The organism is Pseudomonas sp. D5(2026) (genome assembly GCF_057766845.1).
The window spans coordinates 547,856-562,640 of the sequence record NZ_CM173421.1 but is presented as its reverse complement, the minus strand read 5'-3'; the positions used below and the strand labels follow the sequence as shown (position 1 = coordinate 562,640).

The following is a 14,785-nucleotide window of genomic DNA, read 5'->3' as shown; positions in this document are numbered from 1 at the left end:
TATTGCCCCTAGCTCTTCATCCGCGGCATGTCGATACGATGCTCATGCACTCGCCGATAAAGCGTCGCACGCGAAATACCCAAAGCCCGCGCCGCATCCGCCGGCTTCCAGCGATGGCGGATCAGCGCGTCCAGCAACAGCTGCCGGGCCGGGCACGACACCCCACTTTCAGCCGAGCCAACCGCTTCACCACGCACCTCCTGCGGCAGATCCTGTAGCCGCACCTGCCCGCCCTCACTCACCGCACAGGCATACCGCAACACCTGCCGCAGCTGGCGCAAATTGCCCGGCCAGCGATAAACCAGTAATGCCTGCAGCGCGTCATCCGCCAACACCACCTCCACCCCGCAAGCCGCAGCCTCCTCGGCCAGCAACTGGTGAATCAGCCCCAGCCGGTCATCACGCTCACGCAAGGGGGGTAGCTCAAAGCGGGCATTGGCCAGGCGGAAGTACAAGTCTTCACGAAATCGCCCGTCCTCCACCATCGACGCCAGATCGCGATGGGTCGCACAGATCACCTGAATATCCACCCGCTCCCGCCGTGCCGCCCCCAGCGGCGCCACCTCCCCCTCCGCCAGCACCCGCAGCAGGCGGGTTTGCAGGTTCAGCGGCATGTCCCCGATCTCGTCGAGGAACAACGTGCCGCCATCGGCCTGCTGCAACAGCCCTTGCATGCCTTTGCTGGAAGCCCCGGTGAAGGCCCCGGCCACATAGCCGAACAACTCGCTTTCGATCAGGGTTTCCGGGATGGCCGCGCAGTTCAGGGTAACGAATGGGCCATCACAGCGCTGGCTTTGCTGGTGCAGTTGGCGGGCGAATACTTCCTTGCCGGCCCCGGTCTCACCCAGTACCAGCACCGCCAGGTTGCAGTCCTTGACGCGCGTGGCCAACCGCAGGTGCTGCTCGATGCGGGTGTCCTGGGCCTGGCGCACAGGCTGCGCACGCTGGCGTTGCTGCGGTGCGCTGACCCTGCCATACAAACCGCCCAGACCAGGCAGACGCTGGGCGGACGACGCGCTCACCCGGCGCAGCTGGTCGATGTCGAACAGTTCGCCAATGTGCTCGGGCAAGCGCCCCAGGCGTTCCACCAGCCGTTGCCGCGCCAGGCTGTTTATTGCCTGCAAGCGGCCATCGGCATCCCAGGCCAGCAGGTAGTCGGGTTGGCTCTCCACATAGCCCGGCGTGCCGTGGGCGCGCATCACCCAGTGGCCCTGGGCGCTGTGCATGAAGAAGGCGTTTTCAATCTCGCGGGCCGTCTGCTCGACCAGTTGGCGGATCAGGTGCTGGCTGCGCCGATCGTCCGGCGACTGCAAGGCCGACACATCAACCACGCCCAGCAGCTCGCCCAACGGGTCGAACACCGGCGCCGCTGTGCAGGTCAGGCCAATGAAGGCGGCGCGAAAGTGATCGCGCTTGTGCACCGTGACCGGGGCCTTGCTGGTCAGTACCGCCGCCACGCCGCATGTGCCCTCCTCGCCCTCCGACCAGCAGGTCCCCAGATATAGCCCAGCCTTGCGACAGTCGTTACGGATGGCCGACTCGACCCGGTAATCGATGGTTCGCCCCTGGGCATCGGTAAGCAGCACGCAGTAGTCAGCGCCGCGCACCCGTTCGTGCAAGCGCGCCACGGCATCGCTGGCGATGCGCAGGAACAGCTCGGCGCGTTCGCGGCATTCGTTGAGCAGGCTTTGGGAAAGGATACGCGGCCCCTGCTGGGAACCGGGGTCGAGGCGGTACACATCCATGGAGCGACGCCATGAATCGAGAATCAGTGGTGGTACCGGCGCCTGCGGCAGGCGGTCGGCATTCTTCACCACCCTGCTGACGCAGTCCACATGGGCTCGGGAGTTCGCGGCAAGCATTCAGGCCCTCCGGTTCTCGTTGCTGTTTTTATCGTTGTCCGGCCATTAAGCGCCTCTGGGCATGCCCCGACAAGCACTGTGTGATTACCGGCTGGCTTGAGACGCAGCGTCTCAGCGTCTCGGCAACGCTGGCCCGGCGCTGGTACCCGGCGTCTCGCCGCCGCACCCGTGAAGACCTGCCCGATCACGACCAGAACCCTCTAGCCCGGCCACTTCAACCATCGCGAAGAAAGCTGGCACCCCGCTTGCTCCTGCCCTTGCAAACAAAAATACGAGGTGCGCCATGCCGCTACCCGCCCCGATTGTCGGGATCATTGCCAACCCTGCCTCTGGCCGCGACCTGCGCCGCCTGACCGCCAATGCCGGGCTCTATTCGAGCACCGACAAGGCCTCGGCTATCCAGCGCCTGCTGGCCGCTTTCGGCGCCACCGGCATTGGCCAGGTGTTGTTGCCCAGCGACATGACCGGCATCGCTGCCGCAGTGCTCAAGGCCAGCCAGGGCCCAGGGGCCCGTGACCAGCACTGGCCGGCCATCGAGATCCTCGACCTGCCACTGACCCAGACCGTGGCCGATACCCGCCTGGCAACCCGGCGCATGGTCGAGCGCGGCGTGGCGATGATCGCCGTGCTGGGCGGTGATGGCACCCACAAGGCGGTCGCCGCCGAGGCCGCTGACGTGCCGCTGCTGACCCTGTCCACCGGCACCAACAACGCCTTCCCCGAACTTCGTGAAGCCACCAGCGCGGGCCTGGCCGGTGGCCTGCTTGCCAGCGGCCGGGTAGCGGCCAGCATCGGCTTGCGCCGCAACAAACGCTTACTGGTGAACGTGCCAGAACAACAGCTGGCCGAATGGGCCTTGGTCGAGGTGGCCGTGTCGCCGCAGCGCTTCATCGGTGCCCGTGCGCTCAGCCGCAGCGAGGACCTCTGCGAAGTCTTCGCCTGCTTCGCCGAACCCCACGCCATCGGCCTGTCGGCCCTGTGCGGCCTATGGTGCCCGGTGTCACGGCAAGATCCGCACGGCGCCTGGGTACGCCTGGCCCCCGGTGCCGAACAGGCGTTGTTGGCGCCATTGGCGCCCGGCCTGCTGCAAGCCTGCGGCATCTCCGCCTGCGGTCCGCTGACGCCCGGCGTCGCCCATCGCCTGAGCCTGGCCAGCGGCTCCCTGGCCCTGGACGGCGAACGCGAAATCGAATTTGCCGAGCATGACACGCCCACCATCACCCTCGACCACCAAGGCCCACTCAGCGTGGACGTCGAGGCCGTGCTGGCGCATGCCGCCCGCCACCACTTGCTGGCCGTCCCGCGCGGCCACCGCCTGCACCCTGCAAACCCGTGTTGAGACAACCCCGGAGAACAACAAGATGTCCAATCAACTCAGTACTGAACAACTGCTGCATGCCTATGAAGTCATGCGGACCATCCGCGCCTTCGAAGAACGCCTGCATGTGGAGTTCGCCACCGGCGAAATTCCCGGCTTCGTCCACCTGTATGCCGGCGAAGAAGCCTCTGCCGCCGGGGTCATGGCCCACCTGCGCGACAGCGACTGCATCGCCTCGACCCATCGCGGCCATGGCCACTGCATCGCCAAAGGCGTGGACGTGTACGGCATGATGGCCGAGATCTACGGCAAGAAGACCGGAGTATGCGGCGGCAAGGGCGGCTCGATGCACATTGCCGACCTGGAAAAAGGCATGCTCGGTGCCAACGGTATCGTCGGCGCCGGCGCACCACTGGTGGCCGGGGCGGCGCTGGCGGCCAAGCTCAAGGGCCGCGATGACGTGTCGGTAGCCTTCTTCGGCGATGGGGCATCCAACGAGGGCGCCGTGTTTGAAGCCATGAACATGGCGTCGATCATGAACCTGCCCTGCATCTTCGTGGCCGAGAACAACGGCTACGCCGAGGCCACTGCCTCCAACTGGTCCGTCGCCTGCGACCATATTGCCGACCGCGCTGCCGGCTTCGGCATGCCAGGCGTCACCATCGACGGCTTCGACTTCTTTGCCGTATACGAGGCCGCCGGCGCCGCCATCGAGCGCGCCCGTTCCGGGCAAGGGCCGTCGCTGATCGAGGTCAAGCTCAGCCGTTACTACGGCCATTTCGAAGGCGATGCGCAAACCTACCGCGCCCCTGATGAAGTGAAGAACCTGCGCGAATCCCGCGACTGCCTCATGCAATTTCGCAACAAGACCACCCGCGCCGGCCTGCTCACGGCCGAGCAACTGGACGCCATCGACGCCCGCGTCGAGGACCTGATCGAAGACGCCGTTCGCCGCGCCAAGTCCGATCCCAAGCCACAGCCCGCCGACCTGCTCACCGACGTCTACGTCGCCTACCCCTGAGCCGCGGATTACAAGAACAACAGGAGAACCACCATGGCAAGAAAGATCAGCTACCAGCAGGCCATCAACGAAGCCCTGGCCCAGGAAATGCGCCGCGACAACACGGTGTTCATCATTGGCGAAGACGTCGCTGGCGGTGCCGGTGCGCCCGGTGAGGATGACGCCTGGGGTGGCGTGTTGGGCGTGACCAAAGGCCTGTACCACCAATTCCCCGGCCGCGTGCTTGACGCGCCGCTGTCGGAAATCGGCTACGTCGGCGCGGCCGTCGGCGCCGCTACCCAGGGCCTGCGCCCGGTGTGCGAACTGATGTTCGTCGACTTCGCCGGCTGCTGCCTGGACCAGATCCTCAACCAGGCCGCCAAGTTCCGCTACATGTTCGGCGGCAAGGCAGTGACCCCGCTGGTGATGCGCACCATGTATGGCGCCGGCCTGCGTGCGGCAGCCCAGCACTCGCAGATGCTCACTTCGCTATGGACGCACATCCCCGGCCTGAAGGTGGTGTGCCCATCCTCGCCTTACGATGCCAAGGGCCTGTTGATCCAGGCGATCCGCGACAACGACCCGGTGATCTTCTGCGAACACAAGCTGCTGTACAGCATGCAGGGCGAGGTGCCGGAAGAGGTGTACACCGTACCGTTCGGCGAAGCCAACTTCGTGCGCGACGGCGACGATGTGACCCTTGTTACCTACGGGCGCATGGTGCATGTGGCGCTGGAGGCCGCCAACAACCTGGCCCGCCAGGGCATCGACTGCGAGGTGCTGGATTTGCGCACTACCAGCCCACTGGACGAAGACAGCATTCTGGAAAGTGTGGAGAAGACCGGCCGCCTGGTAGTGATCGATGAAGCCAACCCGCGCTGCTCGATGGCCACCGACATCAGCGCGCTGGTGGCGCAGAAGGCTTTTGCCGCACTCAAGGGCCCGATCGAAATGGTCACCGCGCCGCATACTCCGGTGCCGTTCTCCGATGCCCTGGAAGACCTGTACATCCCTGACGCGGCGAAGATCGAAGCCGCCGTGCGCAAGGTGATCGAAGCCGCAAGGAGTGCCGCATGAGCCAGATCCATACCCTGACCATGCCCAAGTGGGGCCTGTCGATGACCGAGGGCCGGGTGGACACCTGGCTCAAGCAGGAAGGTGACGAAATCAGCAAGGGCGACGAGGTGCTGGACGTCGAGACCGACAAGATCAGCAGCAGCGTCGAAGCGCCATTCAACGGCGTGCTGCGCCGCCAGGTAGCCAAACCGGATGAAACCCTGCCCGTCGGCGCACTGCTGGCGGTGGTCGTCGACGGCGAAGCAGAAGAAGCCGAGATCGATGCTGTGGTACAGCGCTTCCAGGCCGAGTTTGTCGCCGAAGGTGCGGCCGACCAGAGCCAGGGGCCGGCCCCACAGAAGGCGGAAGTAGGCGGGCGCCTGCTGCGCTGGTTCGAACTGGGTGAAGGCGGCACACCGCTGGTGCTGGTGCACGGTTTTGGCGGTGACCTCAATAACTGGCTGTTCAACCACCCGGCGCTGGCTGCAGAACGCCGTGTCATTGCCCTCGACCTGCCGGGCCACGGCGAGTCGGCCAAGGGCCTGCAACGGGGCGACCTGGATGAACTGAGCGAAACCGTGCTCGCCCTGCTCGACCACCTGGACATCGCCAAGGCCCACCTGGCCGGCCATTCCATGGGCGGTGCCGTCAGCCTCAACGTGGCGCGCCTGGCACCGCAACGGGTAGCCAGCCTGAGCCTGGTGGCCAGCGCCGGGCTGGGCGAAGCGATCAACGGGCAGTACTTGCAAGGTTTCGTCACCGCTGCCAACCGCAATGCACTCAAACCGCAGATGGTGCAATTGTTTGCCGACCCGACGCTGGTCACCCGGCAAATGCTGGAGGACATGCTCAAGTTCAAGCGCCTGGAAGGTGTGGACCAGGCCCTGCAGCAGCTGGCAGGCGCGCTCGCCGACGGCGACCGGCAGCGCCACGACTTGCGCGGGGTACTGGGCAATCACCCGGCACTGGTGGTGTGGGGTGGCAAGGATGCGATCATCCCGGCCAGCCATGCCGAGGGCCTGGAAGCCGAAGTACTGGTGCTGCCAGAGGCCGGCCACATGGTGCAGATGGAGGCGGCCGAACAGGTCAACCAGCAACTGCTCGCATTCCTGCGCAAGCACTAAGCCCTTTTCGTGAGCCTGGAGAACAACAATGAATGACCTGAGCCACACCCACATGCGCGCGGCCGTCTGGCATGGCCGCAACGATATTCGTGTCGAACAGGTACCTTTGCCGGCCGACCCTGCGCCGGGCTGGGTGCAGATCAAGGTGGACTGGTGCGGCATCTGCGGCTCCGACCTGCACGAGTATGTTGCCGGCCCGGTGTTCATCCCGGTAGAGGCCCCGCACCCGCTGACCGGCATTCAGGGCCAGTGCATCCTCGGCCACGAATTCTGCGGCCACATCGCCAAGCTTGGCGAAGGCGTGGAGGGCTATGCCGTAGGCGATCCGGTGGCGGCAGACGCCTGCCAGCATTGCGGCACCTGCTATTACTGCACCCATGGCCTGTACAACATCTGCGAGCGCCTGGCGTTCACCGGCCTGATGAACAACGGTGCCTTCGCCGAGCTGGTCAACGTGCCCGCCAACCTGCTCTACCGGCTGCCGCAGGGCTTCCCTGCCGAAGCCGGGGCACTGATCGAACCGCTGGCGGTGGGTATGCACGCGGTGAAAAAGGCCGGCAGCCTGCTTGGGCAAACCGTTGTAGTGGTGGGGGCCGGCACCATCGGCCTTTGCACCATCATGTGCGCCAAGGCTGCGGGGGCGGCGCAGGTCATCGCCCTTGAAATGTCCTCTGCGCGCAAAGCCAAAGCCAAAGAGGTAGGCGCCAACGTTGTGCTGGACCCCAGCCAGTGCGATGCCCTGGCGGAAATCCGCGCACTGACAGCAGGGCTGGGCGCCGATGTGAGTTTTGAGTGCATCGGCAACAAACATACGGCCAAGCTGGCCATCGACACCATCCGCAAAGCAGGCAAGTGCGTGCTGGTGGGTATTTTCGAAGAGCCCAGCGAGTTCAACTTCTTCGAGCTGGTGTCCACCGAGAAGCAGGTGCTGGGGGCGTTGGCGTACAACGGCGAGTTTGCCGACGTGATTGCCTTCATTGCTGATGGTCGTCTGGATATTCGCCCGCTGGTAACCGGCCGGATCGGATTGGAGCAGATTGTCGAGCTGGGCTTCGAGGAACTGGTGAACAACAAAGAGGAGAATGTGAAGATCATCGTTTCACCGGGTGTGCGCTGATTGCACCTTGAAGGCAACGTGGCACCTGTGGGAGCGGGCGCGCCCGCGAAGAAGCAACACGGTTGAGGGCACCGGCTTCGCCGGTGTTCGCGGCTGAAGCCGCTCCTACAGGGCACGCGCAAGGTTCCAAGGCTGTGCGCCGACACATGGGCTCGCTGTCTCAGGATCCCATTCTGCGTCATACTCGGCAGACCTATTGCCCGGTCCTTGCCATGCGTCCATTGCTCCCCATTACCCTGGTCCTGCTGCTCGCCGCCTGTGGCGATGGCGAATCGCTGCTCCCGCCGGACGCACGGCTGCCTGACGGTGGGCGTTACCGGGGGCAGGTGGTCAATGGCCTGCTGCAGGGCGAGGGCCGAATCGACTACCCCAACGGCAGCTGGTACGCCGGCAGCTTCAAGGACGGCCAGTGGCACGGCCAGGGCGAATGGCATGGCCAGAACGGCGAGGTCTACCGCGGCCAGTTCGCCGAGGGGCTGTTTCAGGGCCTGGGCGACCTGACCACCCCGGGCAGCCACTATAGCGGCACCTTCCGCCACGGCCGCCGCGACGGCGAGGGCACCCTCAAGCAAGCCGACCAGACCTACCGCGGCCAGTTCAAGGACGACCTGTACGACGGCGCAGGCCAGCTGGAGCTGGCCGACGGCAGTCGCTATCAAGGCTTGTTCGCCAAGGGCAAGCCCAACGGCGCCGGGGTGCGCAGCGATGCCAGCGGCAACCAGTTCAGCGGCCTCTTCGTCAACGGCCAGCTACAAGGCGCCGGCACCTACGACAGCATTGATGGCGAGCAGTACATCGGCGAGTTCAAGGACAACCGCCTGGAGGGCCGTGGCCGCTACGAAAATGCCGATGGCGACGTGTGGATCGGTGAATTCAAGGACGGCTCGCTGAACGGCGAAGGGGAACTGCTGGGCAGCGATGGCAGCCACTACAAGGGTGAGTTCGCCGACTGGCATCTGTCGGGCCAGGGCAGCCTGCAACTGCCCGACGGCAGCAAGTACATCGGCGGGTTCCTGAACGATGCCTACCATGGCCACGGGCGACTGATCCTGGCCAGTGGCAAGGTCGAAAGCGGAACATGGGCCAACGGCGTGCGCGTGCGCGACCAGAATGGCAAGCTGCTACCAGACCCACTGGACCTAGCTTTGCTCAACCAGGGCCGGCTGCTGAACGAGGCACTGGCTCGGGTACCACGCTCGGCGCCACCGATCCAGCTGTATAGCCTGGTAGTGGCCGGCGATGGCCAGCAAAGCGTATTCCTGCGCGAAGCCGACTACGTCAGCAACATGCTCAAGGTGCGCTTTGGCGCGAGTGGCCAGGTCACGCTGGTCAACCACCGCGACCACATGGCCACACGCCCCATGGCAACACGCGAGAACCTGTCCCGCGCCGCCACCACCCTGGCAGAGCGCAGCGGCCCCGAAGACCTGGTGTTCATCTACCTCACCAGCCATGGCAGCCAGGACCACCAACTGGTGCTCGACCAGCCCCGCCTGCAACTGGCCGATCTGTCTGCTGACGAGCTGGCCACTGCCCTGGCCCCGCTGAAGGATCGCGACAAGGTAATCGTCATCTCTGCCTGCTATTCAGGGGGCTATATCGCCCCGCTCAAAGACGAGCGCACGCTGATCATGACCGCTGCCCGGGCCGACCGCGTCTCCTTCGGTTGTTCGGAAGAAGCCGACTTCACCTACTTTGGCGATGCCCTGTTCGCGGAAGCGCTGAACCAGACCGACGACCTGAAACAGGCGTTTGAACTGGCGCGCGCCAGCGTTGCCGAAAGAGAACATAGGGAAGGCTTCGAGGCCTCCGAGCCGCAGCTGTGGGCTCCGCCCGCCGTGCTTGAGCACTGGCAGCACCTGCGCCAGCAACAAGCCGAAGAAGCGTTGCGTAACGCCGCACAGGCCAACGTGAGGGAACAGGCAAAAACGCCCGGCACTCACTAGACTTGTGTGTAACAAGGGAGAGACATCATGTACTTGACGCCTCAGCATGTCCTGCTTGCCGGAGCCACCGGCCTGACCGGTGAACACCTACTGGACCGCTTGCTCAACGAGCCCACCATCACCCGTGTACTGGCGCCTACGCGCCGACCATTGGCCGAGCACCCGCACCTGGAAAACCCGGTGGGCGACCCGGCGGTGTTCCTTCCGCAACTAGCCGGGCGGGTCGACATCGCCTATTGCTGCCTGGGCACCACGCTGAAGCAGGCGGGTTCCGAATCAGCTTTTCGCGCAGTGGATCTGGACATGGTGGTCGCCTTCAGCAAGCGTGCCCGGGAAATGGGTGCGCGGCATCTGCTGGTGGTCAGTGCAGTGGGCGCCGACCCCAAGTCGTCAATTTTCTATAACCGGATCAAGGGCGAGATGGAAGAAGCGCTCAAGGCTCAGGACTGGCCACAGCTGACCATCGTGCGGCCCTCATTCCTGCTGGGCGAGCGGCTGGAGCCACGGCTGACTGAACAGCTTGTGGCGCCGTTTTCCAAGTTGATACCCGGGAAGTACCGGGGAATCGAGGCTTGTACCCTGGCGCGGGCCCTGTGGCGGCTGGCGCTGGAGGAAGAAGACGGCGTGCGGGTTGTGGAGTCGGATGAGTTGCGCAAGCTGGGCAGGATCTAGGCTTCGCTTGTGCAGGCCTCTTCGCGGGCACGCCCGCTCCCACAGGGTCTCGATAATCTTCCAGTGACTACTCAACAGTAGCAATGGGCGTGCCTGCGAAGAGGCCATCACAGGCCGCCGGTAGCCTGGAAGCCTATGCCGGCCGCTGTCAGCAAAGACAACGGCAGCAACAGGGTATCGAGCAGCATGCTGCCGGGCAGATCCAGGCGCGGATACGCCGGAGCGTCCGCCCCGTAATGATCCCGCGGGCAACACCCGCCATTGATCACATACAAATCCAGCCGGGTACCGGCATACACCACTGGTGCGCCGGGCTTGTTGGCATCCAGCGTGCGCACAGTGGCGCACCCACTCAGCATCACAAGCGCCAGCAACCCCGCCAGTGCTCGCTTCAATCATCCACCCCGAAGTGGTGCTCGCCCCAACGTGGCAACATGTCCTGGGGGATGTTCAGCAGGTTGAGGATACGCGCCACGACAAAGTCGACCAGGTCGTCGATGGTCTGCGGCTGGTGATAGAACCCCGGAGCCGCCGGCAAGATGACCGCGCCCATTTGCGACAGCTTGAGCATGTTTTCCAGGTGGATGGTGGAGAATGGCGCTTCGCGTGGCACCAGGATCAGTTGACGCCGCTCCTTGAGGGTGACGTCGGCAGCCCGCTCGATCAGGTTGTTGCAGGCGCCAGTGGCGATGGACGACAAAGTGCCAGTGGAACAGGGGACCACCACCATTGCCGCCGGGGCGCCAGAACCCGAGGCTACCGGCGACATCCAGTCTTCCTTGCCATACACGCGGATCTGCCCGTCGGCCGCGCCGGTGTATTCAGTCAGAAACGCCTGCATCGCCTGGGGCTTGGCCGGCAACACAACATCTGTCTCGGTGGCCATCACCAACTGTGCGGCCTTGGAGATCAGGAAGTGCACCTCGCGGTCTTCGCGTACCAGGCAATCGAGCAGGCGAAGGCCATACTGGGCACCCGAGGCGCCCGTCATGGCCAGGGTGATGCGTTCCGGCCCGCTCACTTCAGCGCCTCGGCCAGCTTGCCGTGCAGGCCGCCGAAGCCGCCGTTGCTCATGATCACCACATGGGTGCCTGGGCGAGCCTGGCCTTTGATCCGCTCGATGATCGCTTCGAGGCTATCGGCCACCACGCTCGGCACCTTGCACTGCGCGGCGGTGGCAGCCAGGTCCCAGCCGAGGTTGGCCGGCGCATACCAGATCACCTGGTCGGCGTCGTTGACGCTTTCTGGCAGGCCGTCACGGTGGGCACCGAGTTTCATCGAGTTGGAGCGTGGCTCGATCACCGCGATCACAGGCGCCTCCCCCACCCGCTTGCGCAGGCCGTCGAGCGTGGTGGCAATGGCAGTCGGATGGTGGGCGAAGTCATCGTAGATGGTCACACCTTGTACTTCGGCAACCTTCTCCATGCGCCGCTTGACGCTCTTGAAAGCACTCAGGCCGTCAATGCCCATGGCTGGCACCACGCCTACATGACGCGCGGCTGCCAGGGTGGCCAAGGCGTTGGCGACGTTGTGCTGGCCGGTCAGCGCCCAGTCCACCACACCCTGCACTTCGCCCTCGAACAGTACTTCAAAGCGCGAGCCATCGGGGCTGAGCAGGCGGGCTTGCCACTGGCCGCCCTCACCGGTGGTTTGCACAGGGGTCCAGCAGCCCATGCCGATCACACGCTCCAGCGCTTGCTCGGTGGTCGGGTGGATGACCAGGCCTTCGCTGGGGATAGTGCGCACCAAGTGGTGGAACTGCCGCTCGATCGAGGCCAGGTCCGGGAAGATGTCTGCGTGATCGAACTCAAGGTTGTTGAGGATCGCAGTACGCGGGTGATAGTGGACGAACTTCGAGCGCTTGTCGAAGAAGGCGCTGTCGTACTCGTCGGCCTCCACCACAAAGAACGGCGTGTCGCCCAAACGGGCCGACACCGAGAAGTTCTGCGGCACACCACCAATCAGGAAGCCCGGGCTCATGCCAGCGTGCTCCAGCACCCAGGCCAGCATGCTGCTGGTGGTGGTCTTGCCGTGAGTGCCGGCAACGGCCAGCACCCAGCGACCTTGCAGCACGTGATCGGCCAGCCACTGCGGGCCGGAGACGTAGGGCAGGCCCTTGTTCAGCACGTATTCAACCGCTGGGTTGCCGCGCGACATGGCGTTACCGATGACCACCAGGTCTGGCGCCGGGTCCAGCTGGGCCGGGTCATAGCCTTGGGTCAGCTCGATACCCTGGGCTTCGAGCTGGGTGCTCATCGGGGGATAGACGTTGGCGTCGGAGCCGGTGACGCGGTGGCCAAGTTCCTTGGCCAGCACCGCCAGCGAACCCATGAAAGTGCCGCAAATACCGAGAATGTGAATATGCATGGTCGACCTCGCAAAACATCGAGGCAGGGTAGCCCAGGGCGCGACAAATCGCACCCGCTGTTTCGCTCAGTCGCCCCTGGTAATGCCGTGTTTGCGCAGTTTTCGATACAAGGTATTGCGGCTGATGCCCAAGTGCTCGGCGACGCGGGTGAGATGCCAGTGTTTTGCCTCCAGGACCTCCTTCAGCGCTTGCCGCTCCGCGTCGAGCAGAACCTCGGCCCCTACAGATTCACCCTCAATCTCTGCGGCACCGGCGGACCTGTGGGAGCGGGCTTGCCCGCGAACGAGGGCAACGCCCTCGCCCTCTATTGCCTGGTCGGACATCTTCACGGGCTCACCCGCCCTCACGGTAGGTGGGCTGGAGCGGATGACCGCGGGGAGGTCCGCAAAGGTAATGCGGGCATCTTCGCAAAGCGCCACCAAAGTACGCAGCACATTGCGCATCTGCCGCACGTTCCCCGGCCAGGTAAATTCGAGCAACGCCTGTCGCGCCCTGGGCTCGATGTCTATGCGTTGCCCCTGCGTCTCCTGGCGTAGCAGAAAGTCCAGCAACTGCGCCTTGTCACTGCGTTCTCGCACCGCCGGCAACGCCACCTCCAGGCCATTGAGGCGGTAATACAGGTCCTCGCGGAAACTGCCCTGTTCAACCCGTTCCAGCAGGTCACGGTGCGTAGCGCTGACGATGCGCACGTCCACCGCCTGTGGCTCTCCCCCGATCGGCACCACCTGGCGCTCCTCCAGCACCCGCAGCAGGCGGGTTTGCAGGGCAAGCGGCATGTCGCCGATCTCGTCCAGCAGCAAGGTGCCGCCGTCGGCCTGCAACAGCTTGCCGCGCATGCCCTCCTTGCGCGCGCCGGTAAAACTGCCGCCGCGGTACCCGAACAGCTCACTCTCGATCAGGCTTTCCGGGATAGAAGCGCAGTTGATGGCGACGAACGGTTTGCCGCGCCGCTCACTGGCCTGGTGCACAGCCTGGGCGAACGCCTCCTTGCCACAGCCGGTCTCGCCGCGCAGCAGCAATGGCACATCGCGCTCGAACACCCGCACGCTGCGGCGGAAATCATTTTGCAACGCAGGGTCCAGCAGACAGACCAGCGGCTCCACTTCACGTGCAGGCCGCGGCTGGGCGGCCGGCACTGACCAAACCGGCGCCCGGGCCTGCCCCCGCAGGCTGGCGAACACCTGGCGACCATCCAGGGTGCGCAGCGGCCAGGCAGTGCTGCCTCCGGGCGTGGCACGGCTGAACATTTCGTCATGGCTGCACGCGAAAAAGCACTCCAACGGTTTGCCCAGCACGCCACCCCGTACCGTGCCCAGCAGGTTCAGTGCGCTTTGGTTCGCAGCGCAAATGCGGCCATCGCCGTCGAACGCCAGCAAGCCTTCACTGAACAGGCCGACCGACTCGGCTTGCAGGTGAAAACGCAATAACCATTGCTGCTCGAAATGGCGCAGGAAATAGCAGCTTTCGATCATCTTCGCCGACAGGTTGACCAATGCCATGGTGTGGAACTGGCTTTGCCGCGATACGTCGGGGCGCGCCGAGGACACGTCGAGTACCGCCAGCAGTTCGCCATGCGGGTCGAACACCGGGCTGGCCGAGCAGGTCAGGCCGGTGTGACGGCCACGGAAGTGCTCGTTCTGGTGGATGGTCAGCGCCTGGCGTTCGACCAGGCAGGTGCCGATGCCATTGGTGCCCTCGCGCGCCTCGCTCCAGTCGGCGCCCAGCCACAGCCCGGCCTGTTCGAAGCTGCGCCGCTCGGTGGGGGCACTGACGCAGTTGAGGATCACCCCGCGGGCGTCTGTCAGCAGCACCGCGTGGCCCGCGCCGGAAAGCTGCTGGTGCAGGCTGTTCATTTCATGGTCGGCAATTTGCAGCACCTGGTGCAGGCGCTCGCGGCTTTCCAGCAGGCGCCCGTGCTCAAGCACCACCGGGGCTTCGATCACCGCCGGGTCGAGGTGGTAGTCCTCCAGGCAGCGCAGCCAGGAACGGGCGATGGACGGGTCACTGCCGCCCTCCCCAGCCCCACCATGGGCAACGCTATGGACCTGCCGGGCATGGCGAGTGAAGTGATTGCTCTGCATTGTTGTAATTCTCCGCAGATAGAGCGTCAGCCCAGCATCCTCCACCCGGGTAGGCTTTGCAATGCACACACCGGTGACGTGTCGCAAACGGCACAAAGTGTCACCCCTGGCGTACCGACGCCGGCACAGCCCTCCTTGATCAGGCCGGTAAAAATGACCCAAGTCATTGATTTGCCTGGCACGGCCAACACTGGCCCAACCCTTGCTCTATGCTTTTCAACTCCCTAAAAAGCACAATACC

Annotated in this window: 12 protein-coding genes; 7 read left to right on the top strand and 5 right to left on the bottom strand. The window is 64.7% G+C overall.

Annotation, left to right across the window (positions count from 1 at the left end; genetic code table 11):
- Positions 1-8: 8 nt before the first annotated feature.
- Positions 9-1,862 (bottom strand): sigma-54-dependent Fis family transcriptional regulator, encoded by a 1,854-nt coding sequence (locus tag AC3B5Q_RS02610; RefSeq protein ID WP_028697780.1) that lies wholly within the window; start codon positions 1,860-1,862, stop codon positions 9-11.
- A gap of 283 nt (positions 1,863-2,145) precedes the next feature.
- On the opposite strand from AC3B5Q_RS02610, the gene AC3B5Q_RS02605 reads away from it, so the two are divergent.
- From AC3B5Q_RS02605 to AC3B5Q_RS02575, 7 genes are all read left to right on the top strand, one after another.
- The gene (locus AC3B5Q_RS02605) at positions 2,146-3,201 is read left to right on the top strand and encodes an ATP-NAD kinase family protein (RefSeq protein ID WP_028697781.1); all 1,056 of its coding nucleotides are present in this window, start codon (positions 2,146-2,148) and stop codon (positions 3,199-3,201) included.
- 22 nt (positions 3,202-3,223) lie between these two features.
- A complete protein-coding gene (locus AC3B5Q_RS02600; RefSeq protein ID WP_010951830.1) occupies positions 3,224-4,201 on the top strand; it encodes a thiamine pyrophosphate-dependent dehydrogenase E1 component subunit alpha in 978 nt (325 codons plus the stop codon).
- 33 nt (positions 4,202-4,234) lie between these two features.
- Entirely contained in the window at positions 4,235-5,257 is a 1,023-nt protein-coding gene (locus tag AC3B5Q_RS02595) for an alpha-ketoacid dehydrogenase subunit beta (RefSeq protein WP_021783957.1), read from the top strand.
- Positions 5,254-6,360 carry an acetoin dehydrogenase dihydrolipoyllysine-residue acetyltransferase subunit gene (locus AC3B5Q_RS02590; protein ID WP_021783956.1) on the top strand — a complete coding sequence of 369 codons (1,107 nt, stop codon included), beginning with the start codon at positions 5,254-5,256 and terminating at the stop codon, positions 6,358-6,360. The genes AC3B5Q_RS02595 and AC3B5Q_RS02590 overlap by 4 nt, the downstream gene beginning before the upstream one ends.
- Before the next feature lie 52 nt (positions 6,361-6,412).
- Complete coding sequence (locus AC3B5Q_RS02585; RefSeq protein ID WP_223279163.1) at positions 6,413-7,477, top strand: 2,3-butanediol dehydrogenase; 1,065 nt, start codon at positions 6,413-6,415, stop codon at positions 7,475-7,477.
- A gap of 212 nt (positions 7,478-7,689) precedes the next feature.
- Complete coding sequence (locus AC3B5Q_RS02580) at positions 7,690-9,423, top strand: C13 family peptidase (protein ID WP_028697782.1); 1,734 nt, start codon at positions 7,690-7,692, stop codon at positions 9,421-9,423.
- Between the two features lie 27 nt (positions 9,424-9,450).
- Positions 9,451-10,095, top strand: a complete 645-nt coding sequence (locus AC3B5Q_RS02575) for an oxidoreductase (RefSeq protein WP_021783954.1) — start codon at positions 9,451-9,453, stop codon at positions 10,093-10,095.
- A gap of 107 nt (positions 10,096-10,202) precedes the next feature.
- Here the strand turns inward: AC3B5Q_RS02575 and AC3B5Q_RS02570 are convergent, their stop codons facing one another.
- The 4 genes from AC3B5Q_RS02570 to AC3B5Q_RS02555 form a co-directional block, all read right to left on the bottom strand.
- Positions 10,203-10,490: a YceK/YidQ family lipoprotein gene (locus AC3B5Q_RS02570; protein ID WP_021783953.1), complete on the bottom strand. Its 288-nt coding sequence runs from the start codon at positions 10,488-10,490 to the stop codon at positions 10,203-10,205.
- Positions 10,487-11,116, bottom strand: a complete 630-nt coding sequence (gene ubiX, locus AC3B5Q_RS02565; protein ID WP_021783952.1) for a flavin prenyltransferase UbiX — start codon at positions 11,114-11,116, stop codon at positions 10,487-10,489. Before ubiX ends, AC3B5Q_RS02570 begins: the two co-directional genes overlap by 4 nt.
- Complete coding sequence (mpl, locus tag AC3B5Q_RS02560; protein WP_003255349.1) at positions 11,113-12,462, bottom strand: UDP-N-acetylmuramate:L-alanyl-gamma-D-glutamyl-meso-diaminopimelate ligase; 1,350 nt, start codon at positions 12,460-12,462, stop codon at positions 11,113-11,115. Before mpl ends, ubiX begins: the two co-directional genes overlap by 4 nt.
- Positions 12,463-12,528: 66 nt before the next feature.
- On the bottom strand, positions 12,529-14,544 hold the full coding sequence (locus tag AC3B5Q_RS02555; RefSeq protein WP_275966683.1) for a sigma-54-dependent Fis family transcriptional regulator: 2,016 nt from the start codon (positions 14,542-14,544) through the stop codon (positions 12,529-12,531).
- Positions 14,545-14,785: the final 241 nt, after the last annotated feature.

Bases quoted from the DNA above. Each gene is read 5' to 3' on its own strand.
- mpl (WP_003255349.1), bottom strand. From the start codon at position 12,462: ATGCATATTCACATTCTCGGTATTTGCGGCACTTTCATGGGTTCGCTG.
- AC3B5Q_RS02555 (WP_275966683.1), bottom strand. From the start codon at position 14,544: ATGCAGAGCAATCACTTCACTCGCCATGCCCGGCAGGTCCATAGCGTT.
- AC3B5Q_RS02580 (WP_028697782.1), top strand. From the start codon at position 7,690: ATGCGTCCATTGCTCCCCATTACCCTGGTCCTGCTGCTCGCCGCCTGT.
- AC3B5Q_RS02585 (WP_223279163.1), top strand. From the start codon at position 6,413: ATGCGCGCGGCCGTCTGGCATGGCCGCAACGATATTCGTGTCGAACAG.
- AC3B5Q_RS02590 (WP_021783956.1), top strand. From the start codon at position 5,254: ATGAGCCAGATCCATACCCTGACCATGCCCAAGTGGGGCCTGTCGATG.
- AC3B5Q_RS02575 (WP_021783954.1), top strand. From the start codon at position 9,451: ATGTACTTGACGCCTCAGCATGTCCTGCTTGCCGGAGCCACCGGCCTG.
- AC3B5Q_RS02605 (WP_028697781.1), top strand. From the start codon at position 2,146: ATGCCGCTACCCGCCCCGATTGTCGGGATCATTGCCAACCCTGCCTCT.
- AC3B5Q_RS02595 (WP_021783957.1), top strand. From the start codon at position 4,235: ATGGCAAGAAAGATCAGCTACCAGCAGGCCATCAACGAAGCCCTGGCC.
- AC3B5Q_RS02610 (WP_028697780.1), bottom strand. From the start codon at position 1,862: ATGCTTGCCGCGAACTCCCGAGCCCATGTGGACTGCGTCAGCAGGGTG.
- AC3B5Q_RS02600 (WP_010951830.1), top strand. From the start codon at position 3,224: ATGTCCAATCAACTCAGTACTGAACAACTGCTGCATGCCTATGAAGTC.